This is a genomic window from Peterkaempfera bronchialis (genome assembly GCF_003258605.2).
Lineage (GTDB): Bacteria > Actinomycetota > Actinomycetes > Streptomycetales > Streptomycetaceae > Peterkaempfera > Peterkaempfera bronchialis.
The window spans coordinates 5,145,405-5,169,914 of sequence record NZ_CP031264.1 but is presented as its reverse complement, the minus strand read 5'-3'; the positions used below and the strand labels follow the sequence as shown (position 1 = coordinate 5,169,914).

Below are 24,510 nucleotides of genomic sequence, written 5' to 3'. Positions count from 1 at the left end.
CCACACGCCAAAGGCGCAGTACTAACGAACCCGGGGACCCGGGACCTGCCGAATAGTCAACGTTCCACCCATGAGCAACCGCTCCGAGACACTCGCTCGAAGCCGGCCAATGCTCCTTAGAAAGGAGGTGATCCAGCCGCACCTTCCGGTACGGCTACCTTGTTACGACTTCGTCCCAATCGCTGGTCCCACCTTCGACGGCTCCCTCCCAGAGGGTTGGGCCACCGGCTTCGGGTGTTACCGACTTTCGTGACGTGACGGGCGGTGTGTACAAGGCCCGGGAACGTATTCACCGCAGCATGCTGATCTGCGATTACTAGCGACTCCGACTTCATGGGGTCGAGTTGCAGACCCCAATCCGAACTGAGGCCGGCTTTTTGGGATTCGCTCCACCTCGCGGTATCGCAGCCCATTGTACCGACCATTGTAGCACGTGTGCAGCCCAAGACATAAGGGGCATGATGATTTGACGTCGTCCCCACCTTCCTCCGAGTTGACCCCGGCAGTCTCCTGTGAGTCCCCGACATTACTCGCTGGCAACACAGAACAAGGGTTGCGCTCGTTGCGGGACTTAACCCAACATCTCACGACACGAGCTGACGACAACCATGCACCACCTGTACACCGACCACAAGGGGGCTGACATCTCTGCCAGTTTCCGGTGTATGTCAAGCCTTGGTAAGGTTCTTCGCGTTGCGTCGAATTAAGCCACATGCTCCGCCGCTTGTGCGGGCCCCCGTCAATTCCTTTGAGTTTTAGCCTTGCGGCCGTACTCCCCAGGCGGGGAACTTAATGCGTTAGCTGCGGCACGGACGACGTGGAATGTCGCCCACACCTAGTTCCCAACGTTTACGGCGTGGACTACCAGGGTATCTAATCCTGTTCGCTCCCCACGCTTTCGCTCCTCAGCGTCAGTATCGGCCCAGAGATCCGCCTTCGCCACCGGTGTTCCTCCTGATATCTGCGCATTTCACCGCTACACCAGGAATTCCGATCTCCCCTACCGAACTCTAGCCTGCCCGTATCGAATGCAGACCCGGGGTTAAGCCCCGGGCTTTCACATCCGACGCGACAGGCCGCCTACGAGCTCTTTACGCCCAATAATTCCGGACAACGCTCGCACCCTACGTATTACCGCGGCTGCTGGCACGTAGTTAGCCGGTGCTTCTTCTGCAGGTACCGTCACTTGCGCTTCTTCCCTGCTGAAAGAGGTTTACAACCCGAAGGCCGTCATCCCTCACGCGGCGTCGCTGCATCAGGCTTTCGCCCATTGTGCAATATTCCCCACTGCTGCCTCCCGTAGGAGTCTGGGCCGTGTCTCAGTCCCAGTGTGGCCGGTCGCCCTCTCAGGCCGGCTACCCGTCGTCGCCTTGGTAGGCCATCACCCCACCAACAAGCTGATAGGCCGCGGGCTCATCCTGCACCGCCGGAGCTTTCCACGCACACCCCATGCGGAGGTACGTCGTATCCGGTATTAGCACCGGTTTCCCGGTGTTGTCCCAGAGTGCAGGGCAGATTGCCCACGTGTTACTCACCCGTTCGCCACTGATCCACCCCGAAGGGCTTCACCGTTCGACTTGCATGTGTTAAGCACGCCGCCAGCGTTCGTCCTGAGCCAGGATCAAACTCTCCGTGAATGTCTCATTCGCGGAAGAGCGGCACGGCATCCGGCGGAATAAGCCGGACCCGCGCACAGCGTCCTCGCTGCACTTCATTCAAAGGAACCCAAAGGGTTCAAATATCTGGCGTTGACTTTTGGCACGCTGTTGAGTTCTCAAGGAACGGACGCTTCCATCGAAACCCCTTCAGGTTTCTCCGGGCGCTTCCCTTCTTCGTGTCTCCAGCTTATCAGATCCGCTTTCCGCTTCCCTGACCCCCGCTGGCGAGGCACTGCATTCTTGCTTTCGGCCTTTCGGCGCTTTCCGACTCTAGCAGATCTCGCTGGGAGTCGAATTCCGGTCACCGGGTGCGAAAGAGCATGGCTCTCTCACGTTCAGGTGTCCGGGAGGTGGCCGCTCCGGGAAGGTCTCCCCGTTCAGCGACCACGGAACTGTACGACTACGGCGGCGCCGGAAGCAAATCGGCCCCGGGACGCCTGCTGCGGCGGTCCCGGGGCCTCTCTGACGTACGTACAGGTCTCAGCGGACCTCGGTGATCTCCGGGCCCCGCTCAAAGGGGTTGAGGCTCGCGGCGCCGCCGAAGCGGGAGTCGCCCTCCTCCGGGGCGGCACCGGTGTCGGCGACCATCTGGGCGTCCTCGGGGAGCTTGAGCACGATCGGGTCGCGGGGCGCCATCGGCGACTCACCACGGACCACCACGGTCTCCCGGAAGACCTGCTCCAGCACACCGGCGGTCTCAGGCTGCACGGCAGCCTGGCCGGAGATCACGCCGCGCAGGAACCAGCGCGGGCCGTCGCAGCCGACGAAGCGCACCAGCTGCACCCCGTGGGTGCCGTCGGGGAGCTGCACCGGTACCTGGGCGCGGAGGTGCCAGCCGAGGGGACCTTCCTCCTCGTCCACGATGCCGCCCTGCTGGGTGATGCCGCCGGCGATCTCGTCCCGGACCTCACCCCAGATGCCCTCGGACTTCGGCGCGGCGAAAGCCTGGAGCTGGATGGCGCTGTTGCCGAGCACCAGGGTCGCGGCGACGATCGCGTCACCGGCGACCTCCACCCGGAGCTCCATCCCCTCGACGCCCGGGATCAGCAGACCGCCGAGGTCCACCCGGCCCTCTTCGGGGTTCTCCAGCTCGGAGACGTCCCAGGGGCCTTCCGGGCGCGGTGCGGGCGGCAGGCCGACCCGGTCTGTCGGGTCCTTCTCCGCTTCGCTCTCGGCATCGGAAGCACCATCGACGTCGTCAACATACTCATCGGCGCCAATGGCGTCCTCTGCGAGCTGCTCGACAGCGTCCTCGCTCTTGTGGCGACGACGGAACACGGTCACTGTCCTTCCCGGTCGGGGGCCGAAGTGAATACCTGCCCGGCCGCGGGCATGCTAACCGCGGCATGGCCGCCAGTCGACCCGAAGCCCCCATCGGCGCGGGCCGATCCGGGCAGCTCGGCCACCTCGTGGAAACGTGCCTTCTCGACCTGCTGGATGACCAGCTGGGCGATGCGGTCCCCGCGGCGGAAGCCGACCCGCTCGTGCGGGTCGAGATTCACGACGATCACCTTGATCTCACCACGGTACCCGGCATCCACCGTTCCCGGGGAGTTGACGAGCGCGACTCCGCAGCGTGCCGCGAGTCCGGACCTCGGATGCACGAAGGCGGCGTAACCGTCGGGGAGGGCGATGGCCAGACCGGTGGGCAGGACGGCCCGCTCACCGGGTGCCAGCTCCGCGTCCACGGTGGTGAGCAGGTCGGCGCCGGCGTCGCCGGGGTGCGCGTACGCGGGGAGCGGCAGCTCGGGGTCCAGGCGGCGGACCAGGATGTCCACGGGCGGGCGGACGTGGGCGGAACTCACGGGTTCACCTCGAAGGCTCGGGCGCGCTTGATCAGGTCGGGGTCGTCCAGGGCGGCCTTGATGTCCTCGGGCCGGCCATGGGTGGTGAAGTGCTCCAGCCGGACCTGGACGAAGAGCGCCTGGGCCCGGATGGCGACCGGGCCGCCGGGGCCGCCGATCCGGCCCTCGGCGGTGCTGTAGATCTTGCGTCCATGCACCCCGGTCACCCGCGCGTGGATGTGCAGCACCGTGTCCACCGGGACGGGGCGGACGAAGTCGGTCTCCAGCCGACCGGTCACGGCGGGGGTGTGCAGCAGCCAGCTCAGGGCGCCCAGGGCCTCGTCCATCGCGCTGACCAGTACGCCGCCGTGGGCGAGTCCGGGACCGCCCTGATGGACCGGCTTCACCGTGAACTCGGCGGTGACCTCCACGCCCTCGCCGGCCCGGGTCTCCAGTTGCAGACCGTGCGCCTGCTGCGGGCCGCAGCCGAAGCAGTGCTCGTAGTGGGAGCCCAGCGAAGTGCCCGGGGCCGGGGCCTCGGGGTGGCGCACGGGCGGCTGGGCGTCGGGGGGCGGCGCGGTCGCGGGCCGTGCTCCGGCCCGGTCGGCGGCCGGGGGCTCCGCCGCCTGGGGTGCAGTTGGTCCGGTCACAGGCGTTGACCCTACCTCCGCACCGGCGAGAGGCTTCACCCACGCGCGGCACCCCGCGCAGCAGCGCGGCCAGGCAGCACGGCCAGGCAGGGCGCCCAGGCAGCGCGGCCGAGGCGGCACGGACGGGAAGGCGGGCGGGCCGCAGAGGGGCGAGGACGGGGCAGCGGCCCGGGATGCCCACAATGGAGCCATGTACGACGAACGCCTCTCCGCGCCGCGATCCTGGTGGCTGCTGCCCGTCCTGGCCGGGCTCTCCCTGGCACTGATCATGCTGCGCTTCGGCCCGGTACCGGCGGTGGTCGGACTGGTGGCCGGGGTGGTGCTCGGCGCTGCGGCGCTGAGCGGCTACGGCTCGGCCCGCCTCCGGGTGGTGCAGGGGTCGCTGGTCGCCGGTGACGCCCGGATCCCGGTGGATGCGCTGGGCGAGGCATGGCCGCTGGACCGCGCGGAGACGCTGGCATGGCGCACCGCGAAGGCCGACCCGCGCGCCTTCATGCTGCTGCGCAGCTATGTGCCGACGGCGCTGCGGGTGGAGGTCAGCGACCCGGAGGACCCGACGCCGTATCTGTATCTGTCGACGCGTTCGCCGGAGCGGCTGGCTGCGGCGCTGGAGGCCGCACGCGCCGAGCAGCCGCGCGGCTGAGTCCGCTCAGCCCTGGGCCGAGGCTCCGGGGGGCCCGCCACGGGTCCAGTAGCCGGGGTCGATGGGGTGGCTCTTGCGCAGGTCGGCGCGGATCTGGTGGGCGAGCCTGCGGGTGTCGCGGCTGTTGATGGTGGCGCCGATCCCGGCGCCGATCAGCAGCGGGGTCAGGGTGGGGACCTTGCGCAGGGTGGAGCGGGTGAGCCGGCGGCGCAGCTGCTGCTTGAGGCCGCCGCTGAGGCGCAGCGCGGCCATGCCCATGGGCCGGGTGGTGAGGTCGATGCCCCGGCGGTTGGTCCATGCCTGGACGTAGGCGCCGGCGCGGTCGGTGATGCCGCCGGGGGCGCGTCTGCCGTAGACCTCGTGGAGTTCGGCGATGAGCTTGATCTCTATGGCGGCGACCGCGAGGGTCTCGGCGGCGACCTCCATCGGCATGGCCGGGGGTGTGGGCATCATGGCCGCCGCTCCGACGCCGGCTCCGACGGCTCCGGACGCCTTGACGGCGCCTGCGGTGAGCCGGTCGGCCAGTTCCTCCGGGTCGGTCACCCCCGGGTGCTGGGCGCGCAGCGTGGCCAGGTCGCGCACGGGGATGCGGGGGGCCGCGTCGAGCAGCCGGTCGCTGAGGGCGCGGATGCCGAGGCGGGTGCCATGGGCGGCGGTGCGTCCGCCGCGCCCGACGCCTCGGGCCAGAACGCCGGCGAGCGAGGCCAGACGCTGCCGGCCTCGCTCGCGACGGTGGGACGGCTCCGCTTCAGCGGTTCCGTCCCAGTGCTCCATCTCCGCGGCGATCGATGCGATCTCTTCCGCCGCTTCGTCGGCCGCCCGATCGGCGGCCTCACCTGCCTCCGGCCCGGGTTTCCGGAACCGGCCGGCGCTGCTGAGTCTCCGGATGCGTGCCATGACTCTCCGGTTACCCGCCGATCAGGCGGCGCAGTCCCTGCAGATGGGGTTGCCGTTCTTCTCCGATGCCAGCTGGCTCCGGTGGTGGACCAGGAAGCAGCTCATGCAGGTGAACTCGTCGGCCTGGCGCGGCAGCACCCTGACGGACAGCTCCTCGTTGGAGAGGTCTGCGCCGGGCAGCTCCAGTCCCTCCGCCTGCTCGAACTCGTCGACGTCGACAGAGCTCGACGACTTCTCGTTCCTCCGTGCCTTCAGTTCCTCAATGCTGTCCTCGTTGAGGTCGTCATCTGTCTTGCGTGGGGTGTCGTAGTCGGTTGCCATATCGCTCTCCCCCTCCGGGTGTCTGCGGTATCTCCAGCGCACGTAACGCATGGGGGGCCGGACTTGTGCCCGACCCGAGGCGGAGATTTTGCCTTACTTCAAGGCCCGTTACTCAATCGACACCCAAACGCACCCCCGAAGAGGTGATCGTGTCCGGTGTCGGCGGAGGGTCGCGGGGGGATGCGGGGGTGCCGCTCCACAGGGACCACTGTGCACTTACCGTGAACGCGGCACGGGGAAACGTCTCAGCCGAAACCCCCGCGAAAGCGCCCAATCCCTTGGCCGGGGCGTCCCGGCCGCCGCGCGCCGTGGCGAGGCGGCCGGGACGCCCCGGTCACGTTGGGTGATGCGGTCCCGAACAGGGCCGGATGCGCGGTGCATTCGGGAGACTACACTGCGCCATCGACTGTGAGCTTGGTCACCGGCGCGATCTGGGCCTGTCCTGTCCGGACAAAAGGCGAGAAATCACCCCTGGGCGCGGGCCGCCCGGCGGGCCAGCAGCGCGGCGCGGCGCTCGTCGAACCGGGTCGCCTGGGTGTCCAGACCGTCGAGGAAGACGCCCAGCTCCTCCTGCGCCCGCAGCCCCTCGGGGCCGAGACCGCCGCGCTCCATGACCTTCAGATGCCGCAGCACGGGCTGGAGCACGTCGTCGTGGTGAATCCGCAGATTGTAGACACCGCCGATGGCGATCTGGGCCGCCGCGCGCTCGAAGCCCGGCATGCCGTGGCCGGGCATCCGGAACTCGGTCACCACCTCGGCGATGGCGCACATCGCCTCGTCGGGGGCCAGTTCCAGGGCGGCCAGCAGCAGGTTCCGGTAGAAGACCATGTGCAGGTTCTCGTCGGTGGCGATGCGGGCCAGCATGCGCTCGCAGATCGGGTCGCCGGAGTGGGCGCCGGTGTTGCGGTGCGAGATGCGGGTGGCGAGCTCCTGGAAGGCCACGTAGGCCACCGAGCGCAGCATGCTGTGCCGGTTGTCGGACTCGAAGCCGGCCGACATGTGGTCCATGCGGGCGCGCTCCAGGGCGACCGGGTCCACGGCGCGGGTGGTCAGCAGGTAGTCGCGGAGGGCGATGCCGTGCCGGCCCTCCTCGGCGGTCCAGCGGTGCACCCAGGTGCCCCAGGCGCCGTCGCGGCCGAACATGGTCGCGATCTCGTGGTGGTAGCTCGGGAGGTTGTCCTCGGTGAGCAGGTTGACCACCAGGGAGACCTTGCCGACCTCGGTGAGCCCGGACTGCTCGGGCGACCATGCCTCGCCGCCCAGCACGCCGTCGAAGTCGCGGCCCTGGCTCCAGGGCACGTACTCGTGCGGCATCCACTCCTTGGCGACCTTGAGGTGGCGGTTGAGCTCCTGCTCCACCACCTCTTCCAGGGCATGCAGCAGCCGGGCGTCGGTCCAGGCGGTCGATCCGCTCCGGTGGGCGGGGGCGATGGTCACAGCGGCTGCTCCTGCAGTGGCACGGCACACCTACGGATCCGTAGGTTACGCCACCGTAAGTTGTCGCGCCCGCAAATGACAAGCGGCCACCACCGGGCCCGGGACACCTCGCCGGGGCGCACCCCGCCGACACGACAGCGCCCCCGGAAGCGGGGCGGCGCTTCCAGGGGCGTGTACGGGGTTGTGCGGGGCCTGCGGGGCGGTCAGGCGCCGGGGATGCGCACCCGCATCAGCAGGCCGCCTCCGGGGCGGGGAATGGCCTCTATGGACCCGCCGTGCGCCCGTACCACCGAGCGGACGATGGAGAGGCCCAGACCCACGCCCCGGTCGCTGCGGGTCCGCTCGGTGCTCTTGACCCGCCGGAACGGCTCGAAGATGTGCTCCATCTCGTACCCGGGGATCACCGGGCCCGTGTTGGACACCACCAGTTCGCCGTCGCCGCCGGGCACCGAGGCGGTGGAGACCTCCACCCAGCCGTCCGGGACGTTGTAGCGCACCGCGTTCTGGATCAGGTTGAGGGCGATGCGCTCCAGCAGCACGCCATTGCCGGAGACGGTGGCCTCGCCCAGCGTGGTGCGCAGCTCCACCTGGCGGCCGGCCGCCTCGGTGCGGGTCTGCTCCAGCGCCTGGGAGGCCACCTCGGAGAGTTCGACCGGGCGCCGGTCGACCAGCTCGTTGTCGCTCCGGGCGAGCAGCAGCAGGCCCTCCACCAGCTGCTCGCTGCGCTCATTGGTGGCGAGCAGGGTCTTGCCGAGCTGTTGCAGGTCCGGCGAGGCGCCGGGGTCGGAGAGCTGCACCTCCAGCAGGGTGCGGTTGATCGCCAGCGGGGTGCGCAGCTCATGCGAGGCATTGGCGACGAACTTGCGCTGCGAGTCGAAGGAGCGGTCCAGCCGGTCGAGCATCTCGTCGAAGGTGTCGGCCAGTTCCTTGAGCTCGTCGTCGGGGCCGTCCAGTTCGATCCGGCGGTGCAGATCGGATCCGGCCACCTCGCGGGCGGTACGGGTGATCTTGCCGAGCGGGCTGAGCACCCGGCCGGCCACCGCGTAGCCGAAGGCGAAGGCGGCCACCGCCAGCCCGACCAGCACGGTGATCGACCTGCGCAGCAGCGACTCCAGGGCCACATGCTGGGCGTGGGCCTGCCAGGCGGAGATCTGCTCCTGGAACTGGTGCGGGGTCCAGGTCTGGTTGGTCTGCGGGTTCACCACCACCGTGTTCTCGGGGATGGTGGTCATCGGCAGCTGGGCGCCGACCTGGAGTGCCTGTCTGGCCAGCATGTAGATCACCAGCACCAGCAGCACCCCGGCCATCAGGAACATCCCGCCGTACAGCAGGGTGAGCCTGATCCGGATGGTGGGCCGGAACGGCAGCCAGCGCAGCCCGGCGCCGGGGGCGTAGGGCGGCGGGGCGGCCGGTGGGCCGGGCGCGGCGGGGGCGCGCGGCGGGCGGGTGGGGCGCGGCGGCGTCGGACCCGCGCCGCGGCCCGGCGCGGCGGTGGGCCCGCCGGTCGGGGCGGGGGGTGGGGTGGCCATGATCGTCCCCTGTCAGATCCGGTATCCGGAGCCCGGCACCGTGACGATCACAGCGGGCTCCCCGAGCTTGCGGCGCAGCGTCATCACGGTCACCCGGACCACATTGGTGAACGGGTCGGTGTTCTCGTCCCACGCCTTCTCCAGCAGCTGCTCGGCGGAGACCACGCCGCCGTTGGAGCGCAGCAGCACCTCCAGCACGGCGAACTCCTTGGGCGCCAGCTGGACCGGGTGGCCGTCGCGGGTCACCTCCCGGCGGCCGGGGTCCAGCGAGATCCCGGCGCGCTCCAGGACGGGCGGCAGCGCCGTGGTGGTGCGGCGGCCGAGGGCCCGCACCCGGGCGACGAGTTCGCTGAAGGCGAACGGCTTGGGGAGGTAGTCGTCCGCGCCCAGCTCCAGACCCTCGACCCGGTCGCTGATGTCACCGGCCGCCGTCAGCATGATCACCCGGGTCGGCAGCCCGGAGTCGACCACGGCCCGGCAGACGTCGTCGCCGTGTACCAGCGGCAGGTCGCGGTCCAGGACGACCACGTCGTAGTCGTTGACGCCGACCCGTTCCAGGGCCGCCTCCCCGTCGTACACCACGTCCACGGCCATCGCCTCGCGGCGCAGGCCGGTGGCGACGGCTTCGGCGAGCAACTGCTCGTCCTCGACGACGAGTACCCGCAAGGCGGCCTTCCTTCCCTCTGGCCGGGGGCGGCGGGCCTGTGGCCGCCGTCCGCCCGGCTGCGCTCTGCGCGCGGTCCGAATGTCTGCTTGTCCAGTTGTCCGGCCGGTCCGGCGACCCGCCGGCCCGGGGTCCGGGGGTCCGGGGGTCCGGGGGTCCGGGGGTCCGGGCCGGTCGGCACGTCCGGGCGGTCCCGGTCGTACCCATGCCTGGGCCGCCGGTGGCCGACCGTGCGGGCCTGCGCACACACGCAGGCCGGCACCCGGGGTGGAACGGGACCCGGGGGGTCCCGCCTCGGCCGGGCGGACGGCACCGACGGTGCCTCCATCCTGCCCCTTCGAGGTGTAAAGCAGTGGTAAGCGGGCACTCCATCGGGCGCAGCGACCTCAGCGAGTGCGGTCGGCCCGGCCGATGCGGCAGGTGCTTTCGGCATTTGCCCCGAAGTTGAGGTTTCCCTGAGCTTCCGGGCGGGGAGGACGACTGCAACTCGCGATGGCGCCGCTCGGCGGCGCATCGCACCCACCCGCCGTGCGGCACACCGCGCCGGGTCCGGGAAACAGAACGTTCGCGGTCGCGGCCTTCTTCGGTCGAGGCCGTGCCGGGAGCCGCCACCTGGTGGATCCACTCCCCGCTTCCATGCCGTATCCCGAAGCCCGGGGTCGCCCGACATCCCATAGGGGGTCTGCCGATGGACGCCTTCACCGCCGGCATCCTGCAGCGCATAAGGAAGACCGAGCAGGACCTGAACCGCGCCCTTGAGTCCGGAGACGACTTCCTGGCCGAGGTGGAGCAGTCCGAGCTCGACGACCTGCGCCGCCTGGCCGCCGAGCACGGGGTCAAAGTGGCGGAGGAAGCGCTGCCCAAGAGCGCCTGACCCGTCGCGCCCAGCCGTGCGGCGAAGGGCCCCGGACGCACCAGCGGCCTCCGGGGCTCTCGCATGTCCGGCCCCCGGCCTGGGTCAGTCGTGCCAGGCACCCAGCTCCTCCAGCCGCGCCTGGAGCGGCTCGAAGACCCCGGGCACGGCGGTGACCACCAGTTCGCCGGACGGCTCCTCGCCGGGCCGCCCGCCGGACAGCGCCCCGGCCTCGCGGGCGATCAGCACCCCGGCGGCCATGTCCCAGGGGTGCAGCCCGCGCTCGTAGTAGCCGTCCAGCCGACCGCAGGCGACATCGCAGAGGTCCACTGCGGCGCTGCCGCCGCGCCGGATGTCGCGCACCTCCGCGATCAGCGCCCGGACCACCTCCGCCTGGTGCTCCCGGACCTCCCGGACGTAGTTGAAGCCGGTGCACACCAGTGCCTGGCCCGGAGCGGGCGCGGGGCGGCAGCCGATGCGCTCCCCATCGAGGTACGCGCCGCCGCCCGCGACGGCGTGGAAGGTCTCGCCGCGCTCCGGTACGGCCACCACTCCGACCACCGCCCGCCCATCGACCTCGGCCGCGATGGAGACCGCCCAGGTCGGCAGACCGTAGAGGTAGTTGACGGTGCCGTCCAGCGGGTCCACCACCCAGCGGACCCCGCTGGTGCCGGGGCTGCTGGCACCCTCCTCGCCGAGGAAGCCGTCGTCCGGGCGGCGGGCCGAGATCAGCTCCACGATCAGCTTCTCGCAGGCGGTGTCCATCTCGGTGACCACATCGACCGGGCTGCTCTTGGTGGCGGCGACGCCCAGATCGGCCGGGCGGCCGTCCCGCAGCAGCGCGCCGGCCTGCCGAGCCGCCTCCAGGGCGAGGTCGAGCAGTTCGGCGGCGAGGTGCGGATCGGGCTCGGTCATGGCGGGTCCTCCGGCAGGTCGGGCGGGCAGGCGGGTGGGATCAGGCAGGCGGGCGGGATCGGGCAGGCGGGCGGGATCAGGCAGGCGGGTGGGATCGGGCAGGCGGGCGGGTCAGGCGGATCAGCCCTGGCCGACGGCGGGGCGCGGCGCGCGGGGGTTGGGGCAGCAGTCGACCGGGCAGACGTCGCGGCCGGCGCCCAGCGACCCGAAGGCACAGCGGACCGGCTGCGCGCCCCGCTCGGTCGCCGCGCGCTCCAGCACCAGCTCACGCACCGCCGCGACAAACCGCGCGTCGGCGCCCACGGTGGCGGCGCGCGCCACCGGGAGGCCGAGTTCCGCCGCCTTGGCGCGGGCCTCGGTGTCGAGGTCGTACTTGACCTCCATGTGGTCGGAGACAAAGCCGATCGGTACCATCACCGCCGCCGGGGCGCCTTCCCGGTGCAGCGCCTCCAGGTGGTCGCAGACGTCCGGCTCCAGCCAGGGGATGTGCGGGGCGCCGCTGCGGCTCTGGTAGACGAGTTCCCAGTGGCGGCCGATGATCCCGGTGGCCTCCGCGACCGCCCCGGCGACCAGCCGGGCCACATCCAGGTGCTGGGCGACATAGACGCCGCCGGGCCGGCCCCGGGCGGGGTCGTCCGGGGCGCCGGAGGTCTCGGCCATGGCGGTGGGGATGGAGTGGGTGGTGAAGACGAGGTGGGCGGTGTCGCGCACCTCCTCGGGCAGCTCGGCGAGGGCGACCAGGGTGCTCTCCACCATCGGGCCGACGAAGCCGGGGTGGTTGTAGTAGTGCCGCAGCTTGTCGACCCGCAGCTCGGGCACGCCCTCCTCGCTCAGCAGCGCCAGCGCGTCGGCGAGGTTCTCCCGGTACTGGCGGCAGCCGGAGTAGCCGGCGTAGGCGCTGGTGGCCAGGGTCAGGATGCGGCGGTGCCCGGCCTCGGCCATCTCCCGGAGGGTGTCCACCAGGTACGGGGACCAGTTGCGGTTGCCCCAGTGCACCGGCAGGTCCAGGCCGTGCTCGGCGAAGTCCTTGCGCAGGGCCGCCAGCAGCTCGCGGTTCTGCTCGTTGATCGGGCTGACCCCGCCGAAGCGGAAGTAGTGCTGCCCGACCTCGGCCAACCGTTCCTTGGGGATGCCCCGGCCATGGGTCACGTTCTCCAGGAACGGCACCACATCGTCCGGGCCCTCGGGCCCGCCGAAGGAGAGCAGCAGCAGGGCGTCGTACGGCGCGGCGTCGGGGGCGGCCTGCGCGGGGCCGCCGGTCGCGGCGCCGCCGGGAGTGCGCGAGTCGGACATGACACCGATCCTGCCACTGCGCGGCTCCGCTGCGGGGCCGCAGCCGCGCGCAGCGGCCGGGAGGGCTTCCGGCGGTAAACCGTTTGCACCGGTTTGTAAGCTGTGTGCACCAACCACGTTCCTTACCGGTGCCTCGCGGAGCCTCTGTGCCCTCCATGCTGTCGACCTACCGCCAGATCTTCGCCGCCCCCGGCAGCCTGGCCTTCTCCACCACGGGTCTGCTGTCCCGGCTGCCCATCTCGATGACCGGCATCGGCATCGTCACCATGCTCTCCCAGCTGCGCGGGGCCTACGGTCTGGCGGGTGCGGTCACCGCCACGCTGGCGCTGGCCGCCGCAGTGCTCGGTCCGCAGGTGTCGCGGCTGGTGGACCGGTACGGTCAGCGGCGGGTGGCGCTGCCGGCGACCGTGCTGACCATGGTGTCGGCGACGGCGCTGCTGCTCTGCGCCCGGCTGGAGGCGCCCGACTGGACGCTCTTCCTGGGGGCCGCCGGTATGGGGGCGATGCCCAGCGTGGGGTCGATGGTGCGGGCCCGCTGGGCGCATCTCTACCGCAGCGACCCGGCGCTGCTGCACACCGCCTACTCCTTCGAGGCGGTGATGGACGAGATCTGCTTCATCGTCGGGCCGATCCTCGCCATCGGGCTGGCCACCTCGGTCTTCCCGGAGGCGGGCGTGCTGCTGGCCGGGGTCTTCCTGACCGTGGGGGTGGCCCTGTTCAGCGCGCAGCGGCGTACCGAGCCCCCGGTGCATCCGCGTGAGCAGCACTCCCCCGGCTCCGCGATCCGGTCCAAGGCGCTCCAGGTGCTGGTGCTGACCTTTGTCGCCACCGGTGCGATCTTCGGCGCGGTGGAGGTGGTGACGGTGGCGTTCGCGCAGGAGCAGGGTCACACGGCGCTCTCCAGCGCGGTGCTGGCGGTCTATGCGCTGGGGTCGTGCCTGGCCGGTGCCGTCTTCGGGGTGTTCAAGCCCAAGGGCCCGATGTCCCGCCGGTTCCTGCTGGGCGTGTCGCTGATGGCGGTGAGTATGCTCCCGCTCCTACTGGTAGGAAACCTCGTGGCTCTGGCGGTGGCCCTGTTCGTCGCCGGGCTGTCGATCTCCCCGACCATGGTCACCACGATGGGCATGGTGGAGCGGCTGGTGCCGGCCACCAAGCTCAACGAGGGGATGACCTGGACGACCACCGGGCTGGCCGTGGGTGTGGCGGTGGGCTCCTCGGTCGGCGGGTGGACGGTGGACCGCGCGGGGGCCTCGACCGGGTACTGGGTGCCGGTCGTGGCGGGCTCGCTGGCCGCGGTCACGGCGTTCCTCGGGGCGCGTCGGCTGCGGTCGGCGCCGGAGCAGGAGGCAGAGCGTGTCGAAGGCGACGAGCGGCAGCCGCAGCACCACCCTTGAGCCGAGCCGCTGGTCCAACTGGGCGGGGAACCAGAGCGCCCGTCCCGTCCGGGTGGTGGCGCCGGCCTCCGCCGAGGAGCTGGCGGAGGCGGTACGGCGGGCCGCCGCCGACGGGCTGGCGGTCAAGGCGGTGGGGTCCGGGCACTCCTTCACCTCCATAGCCTCCGCCGACGGCGGGGTGCTGGTCCGCCCGGACCGGCTCACCGCGGTGCGACGGATCGACCGCGAGGCGGGCACCGTCACGGTGGAGTCCGGGCTGCCGCTGGAGCGGCTCAACCGGCTGCTGGAGGCGGCGGGCCTGTCGCTGACCAACATGGGCGATGTGATGGTGCAGACCGTCGCCGGGGCGACCGGCACCGGCACCCATGGCACCGGCCGGGACTCCGCCTCGCTGTCGGCCCAGATCCGCGAGCTGGAGATCGTGCTGGCGGACGGTACGGTCGCCACCTGCTCCGCCACCGAGAACGCCGACCTCTTCCAGGGCGCCCGGCTGGGCCTCGGGGCGCTGGGCGTGGTCAGTGCGATCACCTTCGGGGTGGAGCCGCTCTTCCTGCTGACGGCGCATGAGAAGCCGATGCGGCTGGACGAGGTGCTGGCCGACTTCGACCGGCTGACCGAGGCCAACGAGCACTTCGAGTTCTACTGGTTCCCGCACACCGACCGGTGCAGCACCAAGCGGAACAACCGCAGCCAGGGCCCGGCCACTCCGCTGCCGCGTTTCAGGGAGTGGCTGGACGACGAGTTCCTGTCCAACACCGTCTGGGAGGGCGCCTGCCGGGTCGGTCGGCGCTTCCCCTCCGCCATTCCCGCCATCGCTCAGGTCTCCAGCCGCGCCTGGTCCGAGCGCGGCTACACCGACGTGGCGTACAAGGTCTTCACCAGCCCGCGCCGGGTGCGCTTCGTGGAGATGGAGTACGCGGTGCCCCGGGCTGCGGCGACCGAGGTGCTGCGCGAACTGCGGGCGCTGGTGGAGCGCTCCGACTGGCGGATCAGCTTCCCGGTGGAGGTGCGGACCGCACCGGCGGACGACCTCTGGCTCTCCACCGCGAGCGGCCGTGACACCTGCTACATCGCGGTGCACCTGTACCGGGGGACGGCCGACCGGGGCTACTTCGCCGAGGTGGAGCGGATCATGACGGCGCACCAGGGCCGACCGCACTGGGGAAAGCTGCACACCCGGGACGCCGAGTACCTCGCCTCGGTCTATCCGAGGCTGGGCGACTTCACCGCGCTGCGCGACCGGGTGGACCCTGAACGCCGGTTCGGGAACGGCTATCTGCGGCGCGTCCTGGGGGCCTGACCGATTCCATATGCAGTCTGTCCACAAAGAAGGGAAGTAGTGGCGAATACTGCACTCCGGATGGCCGAAAGATGTGAAGATGATCACCGTCCATCGGTCGGCGGTCGGCCATCGGAGTGGCAGCCCTTGAGATTCCCTGGATTCGCGGGAGACTTGAGCGGCGAGCCGAGCCTCGGGGCGCCTCGAATGGAGTACTGTTCATGGAGCCTGGCCCGCAGGCTGCTCGACCTGCCGTCACCCGGACGGTGAGGCCGGGCGACGAGGAGGTGGAGGGCGGCACTCGTCCCGGGGCCGCCGGCTTCCGGCGCTCGGCCCGGGTCGGAGGAGAGCCGGGATCGATGAAGGCCGGATCGATGAGCGCGGCGCCGACCGGCGGTGCCGCAAAGAGGTAACCGTGCCACAGCGGCGTGCCGAGGCCAAGCCCCGACACGCCGGAGAAGTCTGCAATGTTGTGGCCAGCCGCCCGTCGGCAGGCCACACTCGTTACGGGAGCAGCGACGCAGGTGACGTCGGCAGGCACCACCCGGGAGGTAACCGTGCCCGAACTGCGTGTCGTGGCTGTCAGCAATGACGGCACACGGCTGGTGCTCAAGGCTGCCGACAGCACGGAGTACACCCTCCCGATCGACGAGCGGCTGCGTGCCGCGATCCGTGGCGACCGCCCCCGGCTGGGCCAGATCGAGATCGAGGTGGAGAGCCATCTCCGCCCCCGCGACATCCAGGCGCGGATACGTGCCGGTGCCTCCGCCGAGGAGGTCGCACAGCTGGCCGGTATCTCGGTGGACCGGGTCCGCCGCTTCGAGGGGCCGGTGCTGGCCGAGCGGGCGTTCATGGCGGAGCGGGCGCGCAAGACGCCCATCCGGCGGCACGGTGAGTCGACCGGGCCGCAGCTCGGCGACGCCGTGATGGAGCGTCTGATCCTGCACGGCGCCGAGAAGGACAGCGAGCAGTGGGACTCCTGGCGGCGCGACGACGGCACCTGGGACGTGGTGCTCCAGTACCGGGCCGACGGTGAGACCCGCAGTGCCGGCTGGACCTACGACCCGCCGCGCCGCCTGGTGCAGCCCACCGACGACGAGGCGCGGGCGCTGATCGGCGAGACCCCGGAGCGCGGCGGCGAGGACCCGGTCTTCCCGTTCGTGCCGCGGATCGCCCGGCTGCCGCAGGAGCGTACGGCCCGACCGGCGCTGGAGCGGCCCTCACCCGACCGGATCCTGGAACGCCCGGTGGCCGAGGCTCGCGACTCGCTCACCAGCCTGCTGGACGTGGTGCCCAACTTCCGGGGCGACCTGGTGGTGGGGCCCCCGGAGGAGCCCGCCGCGCAGGAGGAGGCGGACGAGTCCGCCGCAGCCGCCCCGGCGGCCAGCGCGGGCGCGGGTGCCGCCTACGCGGACATCCTGATGCCGCGGGCGGTCTCGCCGCACCGCGACCGGCTGGTCGGTACCACCGACCGGCAGGCGGAGGCGGACGGCGTACGCCCCGGGCGGCGCGCTACGGTGCCCAGCTGGGACGAGATCGTCTTCGGCAGCCGCCGCAAGAAGCAGGACTGACGCCCAGACAGCCCGACAGCCCCTGACGGGCCGACCGCTCCCCGCAGGGGGAACGGCCGGCCCGCACTGTTTTCCGGGCGGACCGGCCTGATTGTCGGCCAAGCCGATTGGAAGTCAGGTCGGTTGGAGGAAGTCGGGCCTGGCACGTGGTGTGTCGAGTGCCGGCCCGAGCGGGGAACCAGCCCCGCCAAGGCCCGCCCCGGCGGGGGTCAGCCGGGGTGGGGGCCGGTGGCGGCGGGGCGGGCGGGGTCGGCGGACCACTCGCTCCAGGAGCCCGGGTAGAGGGCGGCGCGCAGGCCGGCCGCCTCCAGGGCGAGCACCTGGTGGGCGGCGGTGACACCCGAGCCGCAGTACACCCCGGTCTCGGCGGTGGCCGCGCCCAGGTCGCGGAAGCGGGCGGCGAGTTCAGCGGCGGGCCGGAACCGGCCGTCCGCGCCCAGGTTGTCGGCGGTGGGCGCCGACACCGCGCCGGGGATGTGCCCGGCCCGGGGGTCGATCGGCTCGGTCTCGCCCCGGTAGCGCTCCCCCGCACGGGCATCCAGCAGCAGCCCGGTGCGGGCCAGCCGGGCGGCGCCGTCCGCGTCGAGGACCGGCATCCCGCCGGGGACGGGGGTGAAGGTGCCGCCGCCGTCCGCCGGGGTCTCGGTGGAGAGCGGCTGCCCGGCGGCGGTCCAGGCGGCCAACCCCCCGTCCAGCACCCGGACCCGGGTGTGCCCGGCCCAGCGCAGCAGCCACCAGGCGCGGGCGGCGGAGAGGGCGGGCCCCGCGTCGTACACCACCGCGTCGCGGTCGGCGTACACCCCGGCGCGGCGCAGCGCCGCCGTGAGCACCGCGAGATCGGGCAGCGGGTGGCGCCCGGCCGGTCCGGCCGGGGCGGCGAGGTCGCGATCGAGGTCGAGGTAGTGGGCGCCGGGGAGGTGTCCGGCGCGGTACTCCTTCTCCCCCGGCGGGCCGCCGAGCTGCCAGCGGACGTCCAGCAGCGCGGGCGGGCGGGGACCTTGGAGGGCTTCGGTGAGTTCCCCGACCGTGATCAGCGGGTAGGGAGTGTGGTGGCTGTCCATGACGCCATTGTGCTCCGGTACGGTGACCCTGCGTGGACGCCGCTTCTTTTCACGCTCTTTGCCCGCCATGTCCTGCGCGGCCCGGGTATGACGGGGCGGAGGGTGGCACCATCCGTCCTGGGTCGACCCATGCCGGCCGGGATGCCCTGGAGGAACCGCCGATGACCGCTGTCCGAGTGCAGTGCGCGCAGGGTACGCCCTGCTGGGTCAGCCTGATGGCCCGTGATCTGGGCACCGCCGAGACGTTCTACGGAGCCCTGCTGGGCTGGGAGTTCGAGTCCGGGCCGGTGCGGCTGGGCCGCTATGTGCGGGCCACGCTGAACGGCGCCCCGGTGGCGGGGCTCGGGGTCGCCCCGGCGGACCTCGGGTTCCCGGTGGAGTGGACCACGTACTTCGCGGCGGACAGCACCGATGGGACCGCCCAGCGGATCCGGGAGTGCGGCGGCACCGTCGCGGTGGGCCCGCTCCAGGCGGACGAGTCGGGCCGATTGGTGATCGCCTCCGATGTGTCGGGGGCGGTGTTCGGGGTGTGGGAGGGTCAGGAGCACCAGGGCTGGCAGACGGTGGGGGTGCCGGGCGCTCCGGCCTGGACGGAGCTGGTGACCTCGGACGGCGATGCGGCCGCGGCCTTCTACGGGTCGGTGTTCGGTCCGGCCGTGGAGCGGTCGGGGGACGATGCCGTGCTGCGCGTGGAGGGGCGGGCGGTCGCGGGCATCCGGGGGGCAGCGGCGCTGCGCGGCGGGCCGCCTCGGTGGCGGATCTACTTCGCGGTCGCCGACGCGGACCGGGCGGCGCGGCGGGCGGTGGAGCTGGGCGGCCGGCTGCTGGTGGAGCCCCAGGAGTCGCCGCACGGCCGGGTGGCTCGGTTGAGCGACCCGGAGGGCGGCCGGTTCTCGGTGGTCCAGCGCTGAGGTACGTCCTGACGGGACGTCAGGAGGCGTTCTGCGGAGCCGGATCGCGGTCGCCCGACCCGAAGGGCAGCACATCCGGGGAGAGGGCGGCGGCGCGGGCGGTGGCGGCGGTCATCCGCCGCCGGTGGTGGCGGCGGCAGAGCACCTCGTAGCCCACCTCGTCGCTGCTGACGGCGACGTCCCCGATGACCACCTGGGCGCCCTCGACCACCATGACGCCGCCGACGGTGCGGGCGTTGTGGGTGGCGCGGGAGCCGCACCAGCAGAGCGCCTCGACCTGGAGCACCTCGACCCGGTCGGAGAGTTCGATCAGCCGCTGGGAGCCGGGGAAGAGCCGGGTGCGGAAGTCGGTGGTGATGCCGAAGGTGTAGACGTCGATGTCCAACTCGTCGACGACCCGGGCCAACTGGTCGATCTGGTGGGTGGCGAAGAACTGGGCCTCATCGCAGATCAGATAGTCGGCTCGGCCGCCGCCGGAGAGGAGCTGCACCACATGGGCGTGGAAGTCCAGGTCGTCGGTGACCTCCACGGCGCCGGTGGCCAGGCCCAGTCGGCTGGAGAGGGTGGCGGCGCCCGCGCGGTCGTTGCGGGTGAAGATGATCCCCTGCCGGCCACGGGCCGCGTGGTTGTGGTCCATCTGGAGGGCAAGGGTCGACTTGCCGCAGTCCATCGTCCCCGAGAAGAACACCAGCTCGGCCATCGGCGGTGCGGAAACCTTTCGTCGTGAAGGGGCGGCCCATGGGGGGCAGCCCAGGCAGGGGCGGGGCTCAGCCACGGACCTCGATGAGCGGGACGAACTGCTCGACCGGCGTCATCGATCCATGCAGGCCGACCATCGCCGACTCGTGCGGCTCGCCGCGCGAGGCGGTCACCGCGACATCGGCACAGGCGGCGGCCACCACATCGCCGATCCGCCGGTACACCCGCTCCTCGACCACCGGGCCGAACCAGCCCGCCTCGATCGCCTGGTCCCGGGTGGCGACCCACATCCGGTCGCCCAGCACCTCGCTCCAGACCGCGTGCACATCCGCTGCGGCGCCGGGCACCGCGTAGACGTGCCGGGCCCGGCCCTCGCCGCCCAGCAGGGCGACTCCGGCGCCGAGCTCCCAGTCCTCGTCGAAGTCGATCCGGTCCTCCGGGGCGATGTCGATCATGCCGTGGTCGGCGGTGACATAGAGCGCGGAGCGCGGCGGCAGCCGCTCGGCGAGCCGCTGCACCAGCCGGTCGACGGTGTTGAGCATCATCCGCCACTCGTCGGAGTCGACGCCGTGCCGGTGCCCCATCGAGTCCAGCTCGCTGACATAGGTGTAGACCAGCGCCCGGTCGGAGTCGCCGAGCCGTTCGGCGGCCAGGTCCATCCGCTCCTCGCCGGTGAACCGGCCGAAGAAGGTCCCGCCGGAGAGCGCCACCTGCGTGAGCGGGGTCTGCGCAAAGAGCGGCGAGCTCACCTGGCAGGTCTCCACCCCGGCGGCCTGGACCCGCTGGAAGACCGTCGGGTACGGCTGCCAGCTCCGCGGGTCGACCGGCGGCTGCCAGCGCAGCTGGTTCATCAGCTGGTCCTCGCCGGGGATCGCCACCGTGTACCCGGCCAGGCCGTGCACCCCCGGCGGCAGGCCGGTGCCGACCGAGGCCAGGCTGGTGGCCGTGGTGGCGGGGAAGCCGGCGGTCAGCGGGCGGCCGGTGCCGCCCAGCGAGCTGCCCAGCAGCGAGGTCAGGAAGGGCGCGTACTCGGGGTGGGCGCGCAGCAGCTCCCATCCCAGGCCGTCCACCAGGAAGACGCAGACCCGGTCGGCGGGCTCCAGCACCAGGCCCGGGGCGGCCTCGGCGTCGTACGGCGGCACGCCGAGGCCGGCCGCCACCGAGGGCAGCAGGTCGGCGAGCGCGGCGGTGCCATAGGCGGGCGCGGGCGCGGCGGCGGGGTCCAGCAGCGCGTAGGGGTCGTCCGGCCCATAGGGATCATGGGAACCGTACGGGCCGGGCGGGGGCGGCAGCGGCAGGGAACTGGTCATCGAAGGGTGCGGTCCGGCCTCAGGCGCCCTGGGCGACGGTGGCGTCGGACAGCGCCTGCGCGAAGAGCAGCGCCTGCGCGACCGTCTCCGGGCCGTCCCCGGCCTCGCTGACCCGCAGCGACAGGTCGTCGGCGGTCGCGGAGCCGGTGTAGCCGTGGTCGGCGTCGCAGTTGGGGTCGGAGCAGCCGGCCGGCTCCAGGTCGATGCGCTGCACCGCGCCCCAGCCGATGGTCAGCACCACCTCGCGGGGCAGCGTGCCGGGGGTGTACGTCTCGGGGTTGGCCACCACGCGGCTGAGCACCACCGAGGAGATCCGGTCCAGGCGCACGCTCTCGGTGGAGGTGGTCGCATACGGCACCGGGGAGGTGTCGTCGGCCCCCTGCTCGTCGGTGTGGCTGACGATGAACCGGCCCGCGGTGAGGACCAGCACCGTCACGTGGCGCCGTACCTCGTTGGCGTCGAAGGTGGTCTCCTGGTGGACCAGGTACGAGCTGATGGGCTCGGTGCCCACCGCGGACTCCACGGCCTCGGAGACGAGGGCGGGGTAGTAGCCGCTGCGCTCGATCGCAGTGCGCAGGCCCTGCGTGGTGGTCGTACCGGTCTTCGCCATGTCTCCATCCTGGCATGCCCGGGCATGGATCCGGGCCGCGCTGGGAGCGCACGGTCCGGATCGTCCGGGCGTCGGGGGCTGCGGGCACCGACGTGCGCCGCCCAGGAAGGTTACAGGGTGGACATGGAACGCGGTCCCAGATCGCTGCGGGCGGGCAGCGGCGCCACCCTGACCCTGGCCGCCAGCACGGTCAGGCCGCGGGGGGCGACCACCACCGGCTCCAGCTCCACAGAGGCCACCTCGGGCAGGTCGTCCACCAGGCGGGAGACCCGCAGCAGCAGCTCCTCCAGGGCGTCGGTGTCGACCGGGTCGGCGCCGCGCCAGCCGAAGAGCAGCGGCGCGGCGCGGACCTCCCGCACCAGTTCGGCGGCGTCCCGGTCGGTGGCGGGCAGCAGCCGGTGGGCGACGTCGCCGAGCAGTTCGGCGGGGGCGCCGGAGAGGCCGAAGGAGAGGATCGCGCCGACCGCCGGGTCCACGCTGGCGGAGACCACGGTGTCCACGCCGCGCGCCGCCATCGGCTGCACCACCGGCCGGGACTGGGCGTGGCCGCCCAGCAGCGCGGCCATCTCCCGGTGGGCGCGGCGCAGCTCGGCCTCGCCGGTGAGGTCCAGCCGGACGCTGCCCAGGTCGGGGCGGTGCCGCAGATGTCCGGCGGTGGCCTTGAGGGCGACCGGGTAGCCGAGTTCGGCGGCGGCGCGGACGGCGGTGTCCTCGTCGGGGGCGGGCAGCGCGCGGACCACGTCGATGCCGTAGTCGGCGAGCAGCGCGGCGGCTGCGTCGTCGTCCAGGGTGATCCGGGCGCCGGACTGGGTCTGGGCAGCGGCTGCGGTCCGGGTGGCCAGGGCCGCCTCCACCCGGGCGCGGGCGGCGGCCTCGTCGATCCGGTCCAGCTCGGGGACCCGGGCGGAGGTCTCGGCGGCCTCGGCGGCGCGGCGCCAGGCGGCGTAGTGAACGGCGTGCGTGAGGGCGCGCACCGCCCGCTCCGGCGCCGGGTAGGCGGGGACGGTGCCGGGCTGCGCGATACCGGCCGCGTCCCGGCGGCGCAGCCGGTCGGGCAGGTCGGCGAGGGCCAGGTGGGCCAGGAGCAGCGGCTTGCCCGCTGCGGCGGCCCGGTCGGTGGCCTCGCTCAGGGCCTCCGCGATGGCCGGGGCGTCGGAGGTCAGCTCCGGGTCGCCCTCGGTGGAGCCGAAGAGCGTCGAACCGGGGAAGCCGGGGGTGCCGATGGGCGGGATCGCCACGGTGATCACCGCGTCCACCGCCGGGTCGTCCAGGGCGGTCGCCAGGGCGATCCGGAAGTGGTCGCCGGTGGCGGCGGTGGTGAGGTCCACCGGCGTACGGGGGCGCAGCCCGGCGGAGAGGCAGGCGTCATGGGTGAGCAGGCCCAGCGAATCGGAGTTGCCGATGATGGCGATCCGGTCGCCGGGCGGCAGCGGCTGGTACGCCAGGAGTTCGCCGGTGTCGAACAGCTCGGTGATGGTGTCCACCCGGACCACGCCGGCCTGTTGGAAGAGGGTGTCCACGGTGGCGTCGCGCAGCGCCGTGGCGGTGGCGGGCACCGCGTGGCCGGGCGGGACGCTGCCGGTGTGGCGGCCGCCCTTGATCACCACCACCGGCTTGGCGGCGGCGATCCGGCGGGCGATCCGGGTGAACTTGCGCGGGTTGCCGAACGACTCCAGGTAGAGCAGCACAATGCGGGTGGCCGGGTCCTCCTCCCAGTACTGGAGCAGGTCGTTGCCGGAGACGTCGGCGCGGTTGCCGACGGAGGCGAAGGTGGAGACGCCGATCGCGCGGTGGTGGACGCTCTCCAGCAGGGCCGCGCCGATCGCGCCGGACTGGCTGAAGAGGCCGAAGCCGCCGGCACCGGGGAGCAGCGGGGCGAGGGAGGCGTTGAGCGGCGCCTCGGCTGCGGTGTTGATCAGGCCGAAGGCGTTGGGACCGACCACCCGCATCCCGGCCGCCCGCGCCCGGCGGACCAGCGCCCGCTGCTGCTCGCGGCCGTCCAGCCCGGTCTCGGCGTACCCGGCGGTGACCACCACCAGGCCCTGCACCCCGTGCGCGCCGCAGTCGGCGACCGTGTCGGGCACGGCGGAGGCGGGGACCGCGATCACGGCCAGGTCGACCGGGCCGGGCACCTCCCGCACCGAGCGGTGCACGGGCAGCCCGTCGACCTCGGTACCGGGCGGGGCGGCGCTGTTCACCGCGTACACCGGCCCGGGGAAGCCGGACGCCAGCAGGTCGCGCAGCAGGGTGCGGCCGACGGCGGCGGGGTCGCGGGAGGCGCCGACGACGGCGACCGAGCGGGGAGCGAGCAGCCGCTGAACGGAGCGGGCCTCGGCGCGGTGCTCGCGGGCGCGCATCACGGCGAGGGACGCCTCGGTGGGCTCCAGGTCGAATTCCAGGTGCACCACACCGTCGGCGAAGCTGCGCCGCTGGGTGTAGCCGGCGTCGGTGAACACCTTGATCATCTTGCGGTTCTCGGGCAGCACCTCGGCGGCGAAGCGGCGGATGCCGCGCTCCCGGGCCACCGCGGCAATGTGCTCCAGCAGCGCCGACGCCACGCCCCGGCCCTGATGCGCGTCCTGCACCAGGAAGGCGACCTCCGCCTCGGCGGCGCCGGTCGCCGCGTCGGCGGGGCGGCCGGCGGGGTCGATGCGGTCATAGCGGACCGTGGCGATGAACCGGTCGCGGACCACGGCCGCCAGGCCGACCCGGTTGACGTAGTCGTGGTGGGTGAAGCGGCGGACGTCGCGGTCGGAGAGGCGGGGGTAGGGGGCGAAGAAGCGGAAGTACTTCGACTGGTCGGACACCTCGCTGTAGAACTCCACCAGGCGGTCGGCGTCGTCGGGCGTGATCGGGCGGATCCGGGCGGTACCGCCGTCGCGCAGCAGGACGTCGGCCTCCCAGTGCTGCGGGTAGGCCCGCTCGGCGTGCTCGGCGTGCTTGGCTTGCTGAGCCCGCTCGGCCTGCTCCGGATCGCCGTGTGCCGGGGTGTCGTCCACCCGGCCAGGCTAACCGGGGAGGCCGCAGGTCG

General features: G+C 72.4%; 21 protein-coding genes and 1 rRNA gene. 6 read left to right on the top strand and 16 right to left on the bottom strand.

Features of this window, described 5'->3' with window-relative positions:
• Positions 1–120: 120 nt before the first annotated feature.
• The 4 genes from C7M71_RS22960 to C7M71_RS32055 all read right to left on the bottom strand — a co-directional run bounded on the left by C7M71_RS22960 (position 121) and on the right by C7M71_RS32055 (position 3,993).
• Positions 121–1,637 (bottom strand): 16S ribosomal RNA (locus tag C7M71_RS22960).
• 501 nt (positions 1,638–2,138) lie between these two features.
• The gene (locus tag C7M71_RS22955; protein WP_111493961.1) at positions 2,139–2,936 is read right to left on the bottom strand and encodes a DUF3710 domain-containing protein; all 798 of its coding nucleotides are present in this window, start codon (positions 2,934–2,936) and stop codon (positions 2,139–2,141) included.
• Between the two features lie 2 nt (positions 2,937–2,938).
• A complete protein-coding gene (gene dut, locus C7M71_RS22950; RefSeq protein ID WP_111493959.1) occupies positions 2,939–3,463 on the bottom strand; it encodes a dUTP diphosphatase in 525 nt (174 codons plus the stop codon).
• Complete coding sequence (locus C7M71_RS32055) at positions 3,460–3,993, bottom strand: PaaI family thioesterase (RefSeq protein WP_229759207.1); 534 nt, start codon at positions 3,991–3,993, stop codon at positions 3,460–3,462. The genes dut and C7M71_RS32055 overlap by 4 nt, the downstream gene beginning before the upstream one ends.
• Before the next feature lie 289 nt (positions 3,994–4,282).
• Between C7M71_RS32055 and C7M71_RS22940 the strand changes: the two genes are divergently transcribed.
• Positions 4,283–4,735 (top strand): DUF3093 domain-containing protein, encoded by a 453-nt coding sequence (locus C7M71_RS22940; protein ID WP_111493955.1) that lies wholly within the window; start codon positions 4,283–4,285, stop codon positions 4,733–4,735.
• Between the two features lie 6 nt (positions 4,736–4,741).
• Here the strand turns inward: C7M71_RS22940 and C7M71_RS22935 are convergent, their stop codons facing one another.
• The 5 genes from C7M71_RS22935 to C7M71_RS22915 form a co-directional block, all read right to left on the bottom strand.
• Positions 4,742–5,509: a hypothetical protein gene (locus tag C7M71_RS22935; protein WP_111493965.1), complete on the bottom strand. Its 768-nt coding sequence runs from the start codon at positions 5,507–5,509 to the stop codon at positions 4,742–4,744.
• 144 nt (positions 5,510–5,653) lie between these two features.
• Positions 5,654–5,953, bottom strand: a complete 300-nt coding sequence (locus C7M71_RS22930; protein WP_055585898.1) for a DUF4193 domain-containing protein — start codon at positions 5,951–5,953, stop codon at positions 5,654–5,656.
• Between the two features lie 465 nt (positions 5,954–6,418).
• Complete coding sequence (locus C7M71_RS22925; protein ID WP_111493953.1) at positions 6,419–7,390, bottom strand: acyl-ACP desaturase; 972 nt, start codon at positions 7,388–7,390, stop codon at positions 6,419–6,421.
• A 203-nt stretch (positions 7,391–7,593) separates the two neighbouring features.
• Positions 7,594–8,919, bottom strand: a complete 1,326-nt coding sequence (locus C7M71_RS22920) for a sensor histidine kinase (protein WP_114914515.1) — start codon at positions 8,917–8,919, stop codon at positions 7,594–7,596.
• 12 nt (positions 8,920–8,931) lie between these two features.
• Positions 8,932–9,585 (bottom strand): response regulator transcription factor, encoded by a 654-nt coding sequence (locus C7M71_RS22915; protein WP_111495344.1) that lies wholly within the window; start codon positions 9,583–9,585, stop codon positions 8,932–8,934.
• Between the two features lie 686 nt (positions 9,586–10,271).
• Here C7M71_RS22915 and C7M71_RS22910 point away from each other — a divergent pair.
• Positions 10,272–10,457 carry a hypothetical protein gene (locus tag C7M71_RS22910; RefSeq protein WP_111495346.1) on the top strand — a complete coding sequence of 62 codons (186 nt, stop codon included), beginning with the start codon at positions 10,272–10,274 and terminating at the stop codon, positions 10,455–10,457.
• A gap of 84 nt (positions 10,458–10,541) precedes the next feature.
• Here C7M71_RS22910 and C7M71_RS22905 read toward each other — a convergent pair whose 3' ends face one another.
• Positions 10,542–11,351 (bottom strand): inositol monophosphatase family protein, encoded by an 810-nt coding sequence (locus tag C7M71_RS22905; RefSeq protein ID WP_111495348.1) that lies wholly within the window; start codon positions 11,349–11,351, stop codon positions 10,542–10,544.
• Between the two features lie 120 nt (positions 11,352–11,471).
• Positions 11,472–12,644 (bottom strand): ferrochelatase, encoded by a 1,173-nt coding sequence (locus C7M71_RS22900; RefSeq protein ID WP_114914514.1) that lies wholly within the window; start codon positions 12,642–12,644, stop codon positions 11,472–11,474.
• Positions 12,645–12,799: 155 nt separating this feature from the next.
• On the opposite strand from C7M71_RS22900, the gene C7M71_RS22895 reads away from it, so the two are divergent.
• The 3 genes from C7M71_RS22895 to sepH all read left to right on the top strand — a co-directional run bounded on the left by C7M71_RS22895 (position 12,800) and on the right by sepH (position 16,888).
• Positions 12,800–14,038, top strand: coding sequence for an MFS transporter (locus C7M71_RS22895; protein ID WP_111492894.1), 1,239 nt, complete (start codon positions 12,800–12,802; stop codon positions 14,036–14,038).
• Positions 13,998–15,338: a D-arabinono-1,4-lactone oxidase gene (locus C7M71_RS22890; protein ID WP_111492895.1), complete on the top strand. Its 1,341-nt coding sequence runs from the start codon at positions 13,998–14,000 to the stop codon at positions 15,336–15,338. The genes C7M71_RS22895 and C7M71_RS22890 overlap by 41 nt, the downstream gene beginning before the upstream one ends.
• A gap of 503 nt (positions 15,339–15,841) precedes the next feature.
• Positions 15,842–16,888 carry a septation protein SepH gene (gene sepH / locus C7M71_RS22885; RefSeq protein WP_111492896.1) on the top strand — a complete coding sequence of 349 codons (1,047 nt, stop codon included), beginning with the start codon at positions 15,842–15,844 and terminating at the stop codon, positions 16,886–16,888.
• 209 nt (positions 16,889–17,097) lie between these two features.
• On the opposite strand, the gene C7M71_RS22880 is transcribed toward sepH, so the two are convergent.
• A complete protein-coding gene (locus C7M71_RS22880) occupies positions 17,098–17,949 on the bottom strand; it encodes a sulfurtransferase (RefSeq protein ID WP_111492897.1) in 852 nt (283 codons plus the stop codon).
• Between the two features lie 161 nt (positions 17,950–18,110).
• On the opposite strand from C7M71_RS22880, the gene C7M71_RS22875 reads away from it, so the two are divergent.
• Complete coding sequence (locus C7M71_RS22875; RefSeq protein ID WP_111492898.1) at positions 18,111–18,860, top strand: VOC family protein; 750 nt, start codon at positions 18,111–18,113, stop codon at positions 18,858–18,860.
• Positions 18,861–18,879: 19 nt separating this feature from the next.
• On the opposite strand, the gene C7M71_RS22870 is transcribed toward C7M71_RS22875, so the two are convergent.
• From C7M71_RS22870 to C7M71_RS22855, 4 genes are all read right to left on the bottom strand, one after another.
• Complete coding sequence (locus C7M71_RS22870; RefSeq protein WP_111492899.1) at positions 18,880–19,560, bottom strand: thymidine kinase; 681 nt, start codon at positions 19,558–19,560, stop codon at positions 18,880–18,882.
• Between the two features lie 67 nt (positions 19,561–19,627).
• Positions 19,628–20,869, bottom strand: a complete 1,242-nt coding sequence (locus C7M71_RS22865) for an alkaline phosphatase family protein (RefSeq protein WP_111492900.1) — start codon at positions 20,867–20,869, stop codon at positions 19,628–19,630.
• A 19-nt stretch (positions 20,870–20,888) separates the two neighbouring features.
• Positions 20,889–21,479, bottom strand: coding sequence for a DUF5998 family protein (locus C7M71_RS22860; protein ID WP_111492901.1), 591 nt, complete (start codon positions 21,477–21,479; stop codon positions 20,889–20,891).
• Between the two features lie 110 nt (positions 21,480–21,589).
• Positions 21,590–24,478: a bifunctional acetate--CoA ligase family protein/GNAT family N-acetyltransferase gene (locus tag C7M71_RS22855; RefSeq protein ID WP_114914513.1), complete on the bottom strand. Its 2,889-nt coding sequence runs from the start codon at positions 24,476–24,478 to the stop codon at positions 21,590–21,592.
• Positions 24,479–24,510 lie beyond the last annotated feature (32 nt).